4 protein-coding genes are annotated in these 9,937 nt (G+C 65.3%); all 4 read left to right on the forward strand.

Annotation, left to right across the window (positions count from 1 at the left end):
- Nucleotides 1–513 precede the first annotated feature (513 nt).
- The 4 genes from J8I87_RS09625 to J8I87_RS09640 all read left to right on the forward strand — a co-directional run bounded on the left by J8I87_RS09625 (nt 514) and on the right by J8I87_RS09640 (nt 9,855).
- Nucleotides 514–1,350: an IclR family transcriptional regulator gene (locus J8I87_RS09625; RefSeq protein ID WP_209931214.1), complete on the forward strand. Its 837-nt coding sequence runs from the start codon at nt 514–516 to the stop codon at nt 1,348–1,350.
- Between the two features lie 589 nt (nt 1,351–1,939).
- Nucleotides 1,940–3,388 carry an MdtA/MuxA family multidrug efflux RND transporter periplasmic adaptor subunit gene (locus J8I87_RS09630; RefSeq protein WP_209931215.1) on the forward strand — a complete coding sequence of 483 codons (1,449 nt, stop codon included), beginning with the start codon at nt 1,940–1,942 and terminating at the stop codon, nt 3,386–3,388.
- A 15-nt stretch (nt 3,389–3,403) separates the two neighbouring features.
- On the forward strand, nt 3,404–6,529 hold the full coding sequence (locus J8I87_RS09635; protein ID WP_209931216.1) for an MdtB/MuxB family multidrug efflux RND transporter permease subunit: 3,126 nt from the start codon (nt 3,404–3,406) through the stop codon (nt 6,527–6,529).
- Between the two features lie 17 nt (nt 6,530–6,546).
- Nucleotides 6,547–9,855: an efflux RND transporter permease subunit gene (locus J8I87_RS09640; RefSeq protein ID WP_209931217.1), complete on the forward strand. Its 3,309-nt coding sequence runs from the start codon at nt 6,547–6,549 to the stop codon at nt 9,853–9,855.
- Nucleotides 9,856–9,937: the final 82 nt, after the last annotated feature.

The following is a 9,937-nucleotide window of genomic DNA, read 5'->3' on the forward strand; positions in this document are numbered from 1 at the left end:
TGGCGGCGCTGAGGTCGGGCTGCAGCGGAGTTGCCCGAATCGCCAAAACAGTGGCGTGAACCGCATACACTGCTCACGCCCGATTCGCGCCTGCCATGCGGCAGGAATGGGGCGAAAAAAGGGCGAAAAAAAAGGCGCCATGTGACCATGGCGCCTTCAAAAAGTTCTAGCCATTCCGAGGGCCGTGCTAGAACCTGAGAGACGGTGCTGAAATCCTGCGCTCGAAGTGCTGCCATAACCGCCACGGCGCCGGCACTTGTCGCCAGCTTGTTACCGATTTTGCGTGCAATGGCCCTACACTTTCGAAATCTAGTTCCATTTTTTACGGTAATGCTGACTAAGTCAAGCAAAATTTAATCGCGCCGGCTGGCCCGAAAATTACCTTCCGATACAATGAATCGCCGCAGGAAAAAGAACTTAGGCGTTGCTGAGAGAATGCCTAAGCGCGCTTCAGAGGATTCCCCTCCCCCGAGCGCGTCCCACTATCTTGAAATAACGTTTCATAAAAACCACATGAACCACTCATCGACGCGCCCGCCCGCCATCGATTCCCCGAAGGAAAAGGACGGCACCGGCGACGAGGTCACCGCGCTCGCGCGCGGCCTGACGGTGCTGCGGCGAGTCGCCGCCGCCGACGCGCCCCTGTCAAACCGCGAACTGACGGAGCTGACGGGCATTCCAAAACCGACCGTGTCGCGGATCACCGCGACCCTGGTCAGCGCGGGCTTTCTGTTCCGCTTGCCGGACAGCGAGCGCTTCGTGCTGACCTCGTCGGTGCTGGAGCTGAGCAACAGCTTTCTGCGCAACTTCGACATTCGCGCGCGCTCGCGGCCGTTCCTGATCGAGCTGGCCGAGCGCACGTCGCTGTCGGTGCATCTGGCCGTGCGCGACCGGCTCGATATGGTCGTCATCGATGCCATCAAGCCGCGCTCGGCCGTGCTGGTGTCGCGTCTGGACGTCGGCTCGCGGATGGACCTGCCGCGCACGGCCGTGGGCCGCGCGTATCTGGCCGCGCTGTCCGCGACGGACCGTCAAAACCTGTTGACAGGCTTGCAGGCCGCGACGGGCGACGACTGGGGCCACATCAGCAACCGCCTCGACGCCGCACTGCGCGAGACGACGGCGCAAGGCTTCGCGATTGCGACGGGCGAGTGGCACGAAGGGCTCAATGCCATCGCGGCCGGCTTCATCGGCCCTTCGGGCGAACGCTACGCCGTCAACTGCGGCGGCTCCGCTCATCAGTGCCCGCGCGACTGGCTGGTGTCGCGCGCAGCCCCCGCGCTGCTCGAAACGATCGACAAGATCGTCCATGAGATCGGCGGCGCGCCCGGACGCAGACTCGACGACTGACGCGCGCATGCTTGCGCGCGCTTATCGCCGTGCGCATCGGCTGTCGTTTGACGCATGCGGACGGGCGACATCCGACACGCCGCCGACGCATCGCCGACGCATCGCCGACGCACCGCTTCCGATCGCGCGACGGGCATGTAACCGTCGTAATCCGCCGAAAAATACGCCGCTGGACTGTAAGTCGGCCCGGGACGTAGCATCATGCTTTCCCGCGCGCCCACGCAGCGTGCGGCCGTCCCGGGCATGACCAGCCGGAGGGCTTGCACGGAACCATCGCCCGCCACGGCCGCAGCGGCTTGCGCCCGCAAGCCAGCCGCGGGCGATCGCACTTCGTCAGGCGCACGCAGCGCGACGGCCGCACGGAGGCCCGCATGCGCAGCGGGCGCAAACACGGCCATCTGGGAGGAGCCGTCAATCATGCCGACAACGCGTCCGGCCCGCCTTCGCGGCCGCCGTCACGTCACGGTCGTCTCGGTGAGCCACGCATCGCGTAGCATCGCGGGGGCACGCGCGGCCGACAACAACCAGCGCCCGGCAGGCGACCGCCGGCCGCGCATTGCACGTTTGCTTCAATTCACGCCAGAAACCGATGGACGAACAAAAAAAGCAGCCTGAACCTTCACGCAACGCCGCTCCCGCCAGCCTGCCTCTCGCGGCCGGACCGGGGCCGGGCGCCGTCAAGCGGCATCGCGGCCGCACGATCGCGTTGATCGTCGCCGTCGCGCTCATCGCGGGCATCGTGCTGGTGCGCTGGCATCCATGGAACAGGAGCGCCGACGGCGCGAGCGCGGCAACGGGCGCGAGCGGCGCGCAGGCAGGCCGCGCCGGCCGCCACGGCGGCGGCCCGGCCGGGATGAACCAGCCGCAGCCCGTTCACGTCGCCGCCGCGAGGCAAGGCGACATGCCCGTCGTGCTGAACGCGCTCGGCACCGTCACGCCGCTCGCGAACGTCACAGTGCGCACGCAACTGTCGGGCACGCTGCAGACGGTCGCGTTCGAGGAAGGCCAGATGGTCAAGAAAGGCGATCTGCTTGCGCAGGTCGATCCGCGCCCGTATCAGATCAGCCTTGCCAATGCTGAAGGCACGCTCGCAAAAGATCAGGCGCTTCTGCAAACTGCCCGCCTCGATCTGAAGCGCTATCAGACGCTGCTCGCGCAAGACTCGATCGCGAGCCAGCAGGTTGATACGCAGGCATCGCTCGTCAAGCAGTACGAAGGCCAGGTCAAGGCCGACCAGGCGAACATCGACACCTTCAAGCTCGATCTCACCTACGCGCGCATTACGGCGCCCGTGTCGGGCCGGGTCGGTCTGCGCCAGGTCGACGCCGGCAACTACGTGACGCCCGGCGACACGAACGGCGTGGTCGTCATCACGCAGTTGCAGCCGATCAGCGTGATCTTCACGACGTCCGAGGACAACCTGCCCGCCATTCTGAAGGGCATGCGTTCGAACTCGAAGATGTCGGTGACGGCGTATGACCGCAGCAACACGACGTCGCTCGAAACCGGCTATCTGGAAACCATCGATAACCAGATCGACACCACGACGGGCACCGTGAAGCTGCGCGCGACGTTCCAGAACAACGAGGGCCTGCTGTTCCCGAACCAGTTCGTCAACACGCGGCTGCTCGTGAACGTCATCAAGGACGCCGTCATCGTGCCGACTTCGGCGGTGCTCAACGGCTCGGTGGGCGCGTTCGTGTATGTCGTGAAGCCGGACAACACGGTGAGCGTGCGCCCCGTCAAGGTCGGCCCCGTCGACGGCGAGCGCACCAGCATCGCATCGGGGCTGCAGGTCGGCGAGCGCGTCGTGATCGACGGCTCGGACCGCCTGAAGGAAGGCGCGAAAATCACCATTCCAGAGGACCGCCCGCGTGGCGCATCGGGTGCTTCGGGTGCTTCGGGTGCTTCGGGTGCTTCGGGTGCTTCGGGTGCATCGGGTGCATCGGGCGCGTGGGGTGCTTCGGGCACGCGCGCTGCATCAGGCGCAGCGGGCGCGCACCGTCATCGTCATGCGTCGCAGACGTCGGCGGAATAAGGTACGGCGCTTCGCATGAATCCATCCCGCGCCTTTATCCTGCGCCCCGTCGGCACCGCCCTGCTGATGGCGGCGATCATGCTGGTCGGGCTCGTCGCCCTGCGATTTTTGCCCCTTTCCGCGCTGCCCGAGGTCGATTACCCGACCATCCAGGTGCAGACGTTCTATCCGGGCGCGAGCCCCGACGTGATGACGTCGTCGGTGACGGCGCCGCTCGAGCGGCAGTTCGGGCAGATGCCGTCGCTGAACCAGATGTCGTCGCAAAGCTCGGCGGGCTCGTCGATCATCACGCTGCAGTTCAGCCTCGACCTGCCGCTCGACGTCGCCGAGCAGGAAGTCCAGGCCGCGATCAATGCAGCAGGCAACCTGCTGCCGTCCGACCTGCCCGCGCCCCCCATCTACGCGAAGGTCAACCCGGCCGACGCGCCCATCCTCACGCTGGCGATCACGTCGAAGTCGATGCCGCTCACCGACGTGCAGGACATCGCCGACACGCGTCTCGCGCAGAAGATCTCGCAGGTGGCGGGCGTCGGCCTCGTGAGCCTGTCGGGCGGCCAGCGCCCCGCCGTGCGCATCCAGGCCAACCCGCGCGCGCTCGCGTCGTATGGGCTGAATCTCGACGACTTGCGCACGACCATCTCGAACCTCAACGTCAACACGCCAAAAGGCAGCTTCGACGGCCCATCACGCTCATACACGATCAACGCGAACGACCAGCTGACGGATGCCGACGCATACAAGAGCGCCGTCGTCGCGTACAGGAACGGCCGCCCGGTGATGCTGACGGATGTCGCGACCATCGTCTCCGGCGCGGAGAACACGAAGCTCGGCGCGTGGGTCAACGACACGCCCGCGATCATCCTGAACGTGCAGCGCCAGCCTGGCGCGAACGTGATCCAGGTGGTCGACAGCATCAAGAAGCTGCTGCCCACGCTTCAGCAGTCGCTGCCCGCCGCGCTCGAAGTGCAGATCGTCACCGACCGCACGACGACGATCCGCGCGTCGGTGCGCGACGTGCAGTTCGAGTTGCTGATGTCGGTCGTGCTGGTCGTGCTGGTGATGTATCTGTTCCTCGCGAACGTCTACGCGACGATCATTCCGAGCCTTTCCGTGCCGCTCTCGCTGATCGGCACGCTCGCCGTGATGTACCTGTGCGGCTTTTCGCTCGACAACCTGTCGCTGATGGCGTTGACGATCGCGACGGGCTTCGTGGTCGACGACGCGATCGTGATGATCGAGAACATTGCGCGCTACGTCGAGGAAGGCGACACGCCGCTGGAAGCCGCGCTGAAAGGCTCGAAGCAGATCGGCTTCACGATCATTTCGCTGACGGTCTCGCTGATCGCCGTGCTGATCCCGCTGCTCTTCATGGGCGACGTGGTCGGGCGGCTGTTCCATGAATTCGCGATCACGCTTGCCGTGACCATCGTGATTTCGGCCGTGGTCTCGCTCACGCTCGTCCCGATGATGTGCGCGAAGCTCCTGCGCCACACGCCGCCGAAGGACAGCCATCGCTTCGAAGCGCGCGCGCACGCCGCCATCGACTGGATCATCGCGCGCTATGCCGTCGCGCTCGAATGGGTGCTCGACCGCCAGCGCGCAACGCTGTTCGTCGCCGTGCTCACGCTCGTGCTGACGGGCGTGCTGTACGTGTTCATCCCAAAGGGCTTCTTCCCCGTGCAGGACACGGGTGTGATCCAGGCGATCACCCAGGCGCCGCAGTCGGTGTCGTACGCATCGATGGCGCAGCGCCAGCAGGCGCTCGCCGCCGAGATCCTGAAAAACCCGAATGTCGATAGCCTCACGTCGTTCATCGGCGTGGACGGCAGCAACATCACGCTGAACAGCGGCCGCATGCTGATCAACCTGAAGCCGCGCGACGACCGCAACGCGAGCGCGAGCGACGTGATCCGCCAGTTGCAGCGCGACACGTCGCACATTCCAGGCGCGACGCTCTACATGCAGCCGGTGCAGGATCTGACCATCGATTCGACGGTGAGTCCGACGCAGTATCAGTTCATGCTGACCGATCCGAACATCGGCGAATTCGCGACCTGGGTGCCGAAGCTGATGGAGCGCCTGCAGCAGTCGCCCGAACTCGTCGACGTCGCCACCGATCTGCAGAACAACGGGCAGTCGGTCTATGTGGAAATCGACCGCGCTTCGGCAGCGCGCTACGGCATCACGCCCGCAACCGTCGACAACGCGCTGTACGACGCGTTCGGCCAGCGCATCATCTCGACGATCTTCACGCAGTCGAACCAGTACCGCGTGATTCTCGAAGCGCAGCCGCGGATGCAGCACTACACGGACTCGCTCAATTCGATCTACCTGCCGTCGTCGACATCGGCGGGCGGCCAGGTGCCCCTCACGTCGATCGCGAGCTTCCATGAGCGGCCCGCGCCGCTACTCGTCACGCACCTGAGCCAGTTCCCCGCCACGACCGTGTCGTTCAACCTCGCGCCGGGCGCGTCGCTCGGCGCGGCGGTGAAGGCGATCCAGCAGGCTGAAAAGGACATCGGCTTGCCCGCGTCGTTCCAGACGCGCTTCCAGGGCGCGGCGCTCGCGTTCCAGGCGTCGCTTGCGAACGAGCTGTTCCTGATCCTCGCGGCCATCGTCACGATGTATATCGTGCTCGGCGTGCTGTACGAGAGCTTCGTGCACCCCATCACGATCCTGTCGACGCTGCCGTCGGCGGGCGTCGGCGCGCTGCTCGCGCTGCTGCTCACGGGCCATGATCTCGACATCATCGGCATCATCGGCATCGTGCTGCTGATCGGTATCGTGAAGAAGAACGCGATCATGATGATCGATTTCGCGCTCGAAGCCGAGCGCGAGCATGGCAAGCCGCCGCGCGAGGCGATCTACCAGGCGTGTCTGCTGCGCTTCCGCCCGATCCTGATGACGACGATGGCGGCGCTGCTCGGCGCGCTGCCGCTGATGCTCGGCACGGGCGCGGGCTCCGAGCTGCGCCGTCCCCTCGGTATCGCGATCGCGGGCGGCCTGATCGTCAGCCAGTTGCTGACGCTGTTTACGACGCCTGTCATTTATCTCGGCTTCGATTCGATTGCGCGGCGCCTGCGCGAGCGCTTTCATCGCGACGGGCACCCGACGCCGCCCGTCACGGGCAGCGACGTCTGAATGAAGAGGCACAAACGATGAACCTGTCGCGTCCTTTCATTCAGCGCCCTGTCGCCACCACGCTGCTCGCGGTCGGCATTGCGCTATCGGGCCTCTTCGCGTTCGCGAAGCTGCCCGTCGCTCCGTTGCCGCAGGTCGATTTCCCGACCATTTCGATTCAGGCGAGCCTGCCGGGCGCAAGCCCGGAAACCGTCGCGACCAGCGTGGCGAGTCCCCTCGAACGGCATCTCGGGTCGATCGCCGACGTCACCGAAATGACGTCGACGAGCGCTGTCGGCTCGGCGCGCATCACGATGCAGTTCGGCCTGAACCGCAACATCGACGGCGCCGCGCGCGACGTGCAGGCGGCCATCAACGCGGCGCGCGCGGATCTGCCCGCGAGCCTGCGGCAGAACCCGACCTATCACAAGGTCAATCCCGCCGACGCGCCCATTCTGATTCTCGCGCTGACGTCGAAGACGATGACGGCGGGCCAGTTGTACGACTCCGCCGCGACCGTGCTGCAACAGTCGCTGTCACAGGTGGACGGCGTCGGCGAAGTCGATGTGAGCGGCTCGGCGAACCCGGCCGTGCGCGTCGAACTGGAGCCGCAGGCGCTCTTTCACTACGGCATCGGTCTCGAAGACGTGCGCGCGGCGCTCGCGTCGGCGAATGCGAACAGCCCGAAAGGCTCGATCGAATTCGGCCCGAACCGCGTGCAGCTCTACACCAACGACCAGGCCAAGCAGGCGTCGCAGTACAAGGACCTTGTGATCGCCTATCGCGACGGCGCGGCCGTGCATCTGTCGGACGTCGCGGAGGTGGTCGATTCCGTCGAAGACCTGCGCAACCTCGGCCTGATGAACAACGAGCGCTCGGTGCTCGTCATTCTGTACCGGCAGCCGGGCGCGAACATCATCGAGACGATCGATCGCGTGAAAGCGATGATTCCGCAGCTGAAGGCGTCGCTGCCCGCCGCCGTCGAAGTCACGCCGACAGCCGACCGTTCGACCACCATCCGCGCATCGCTGATGGACACGGAGCACACGCTGATGATCGCCGTCGCGCTCGTCGTGATGGTCGTGTTCCTGTTTCTGCGCAACTGGCGCGCGACGCTGATTCCGAGCGTCGCCGTGCCGATCTCGATCATCGGCACGTTCGCGGCGATGTACCTGCTCGGGTTTTCGATCGACAACCTGTCGCTGATGGCGCTGACCATCGCAACGGGCTTCGTCGTCGACGATGCGATCGTCGTGCTGGAGAACATCGCGCGGCATGTCGAGAACGGCATGCCGCGCATGAAGGCGGCCTTCGTCGGCGCGCGCGAGGTCGGCTTCACGGTGATGTCGATCAGCATCTCGCTCGTCGCGGTGTTCCTGCCGATTCTGCTGATGGGCGGCATCGTCGGCCGGCTGTTCCGCGAGTTCGCGCTGACGCTGTCGCTCGCGATCGGCGTATCGCTGATGGTGTCGCTCACGCTGACGCCGATGATGTGCTCGCGGCTGCTGTTCGAGCCGCACGAAAAGAAGGACGAAGGCCGCTTCGCGCGCTGGCTCGAACGCGGCTTCAACGGGATGCAGCGCGGCTACGCGCGCACGCTCGGCTGGTCGCTGCGCCATCCGCGCCTGATCCTCCTCGTGCTGCTCGCGACGATCGGGCTGAACGTCTGGCTGTACATCATCGTGCCAAAGGGCTTTTTCCCGCAGCAGGACACGGGGCGGCTCGTCGGCGGCATCCAGGCCGACCAGGCGACGTCGTTTCAGGCGATGAAGGTGAAGTTCTCCGAGATGATGCGCATCGTCCAGGCGAACCCGGCCGTCGACAGCGTGGTCGGCTTCACGGGCGGACGGCAATCCAACTCGGGTTTCATGTTCGTGTCGCTCAAGCCGAAGACCGAGCGCAAGATATCCGCCGATCAGGTGATCCAGCAGTTGCGCGGCCCGCTGTCGGGCGTCGCCGGCGCGCGTACGTTCTTGCAGGCGGTGCAGGATATTCGTGTCGGCGGCCGGCAGTCGAATGCGCAGTACCAGTTCACATTGCTCTCCGACACCACGGCCGATCTCTACAAATGGGCGCCGCGCCTGACGGAAGCGCTGCAAAAGCGCCCCGAACTCGCCGACGTCAATTCGGACCAGCAACAGGCCGGTCTCGAAGCGATGGTGACGATCGACCGCGCGACGGCGGCGCGACTGAACATCAAGCCCGCGCAGATCGACAACACGCTGTATGACGCGTTCGGCCAGCGCCAGGTCTCGACGATCTACAACCCGTTGAACCAGTATCACGTCGTCATGGAAGTCGCGCCGAAATACTGGCAGAGCCCCGACATGCTCAAGCAGGTGTGGATCAGCACATCGGGCGGCAGCGCGAGCGGCTCGCAGTCCACCAACGCGACAGCGGGCACGGTCACCTCGGCCGCCGCGACGGCGACAGGTTCGTCGTCGGGCGGCACGGCGGGCACGACGGCATCGAGCGCGGCCGCCATCGCGGCGGACTCCGCGCGCAACCTCGCGAACAATTCGATTGCGGCGAGCGGCAAGTCGAGTGCATCGACGGGCGCGGCCGTGTCGACGTCGAAGGAAACGATGATTCCGCTTTCCGCGATCGCGAGCTTCGGTCCGGGCAATACGCCCCTTGCCGTGAACCACCAGAGCCAGTTCGTCGCGTCGACGATCTCGTTCAACCTGCCGCCGGGCAAGTCGCTGTCGGAGGCGACCGGGATCATCTACCAGACGATGGCCGAGATCGGCATGCCCGCGACCATCCACGGAAGCTTCCAGGGCACGGCGCAGGCGTTCCAGCAGTCGATGTCCGATCAGCCGATATTGATTCTCGCGGCGCTTGCAGCCGTGTATATCGTGCTCGGCATTTTGTACGAGAGCTATATCCACCCGCTGACCATTCTGTCGACGCTGCCGTCAGCGGGTGTTGGCGCGCTGCTCGCGCTGCTGCTGTTCAATACGGAGTTCAGCATCATTGCGCTGATCGCGGTGATTTTGCTGATCGGCATCGTGAAGAAGAACGCGATCATGATGGTGGACTTTGCAATCGATGCGTCGCGGCAGGGGTTGTCGTCGCATGATGCGATCGAGCAGGCGTGTCTGTTGCGGTTCCGCCCGATCATGATGACGACCTGCGCGGCATTGCTGGGGGCCTTGCCTTTGGCGTTTGGGCGAGGTGAAGGCGCGGAGCTGCGCGCGCCTTTGGGACTCGCGATCGTGGGTGGGTTGATTGTGAGTCAGATGCTCACGTTGTATACGACACCTGTCGTGTATCTGTATATGGATCGGATTCGCGTGAGGTGGGAGGCGCGGCGGAACAAGGGCGTGCGGCGGGCGGCTTCTTGAGGTTTTTTTGTTTTGCCGCTATCGCTGGCATCCGCGATGCGCCTCGCGGCGCGGGCGTCGCCCCTGTGCGGGGCGGCACTTA

Source organism: Paraburkholderia sp. LEh10 (assembly GCF_017814945.1).
Lineage (GTDB): Bacteria > Pseudomonadota > Gammaproteobacteria > Burkholderiales > Burkholderiaceae > Paraburkholderia.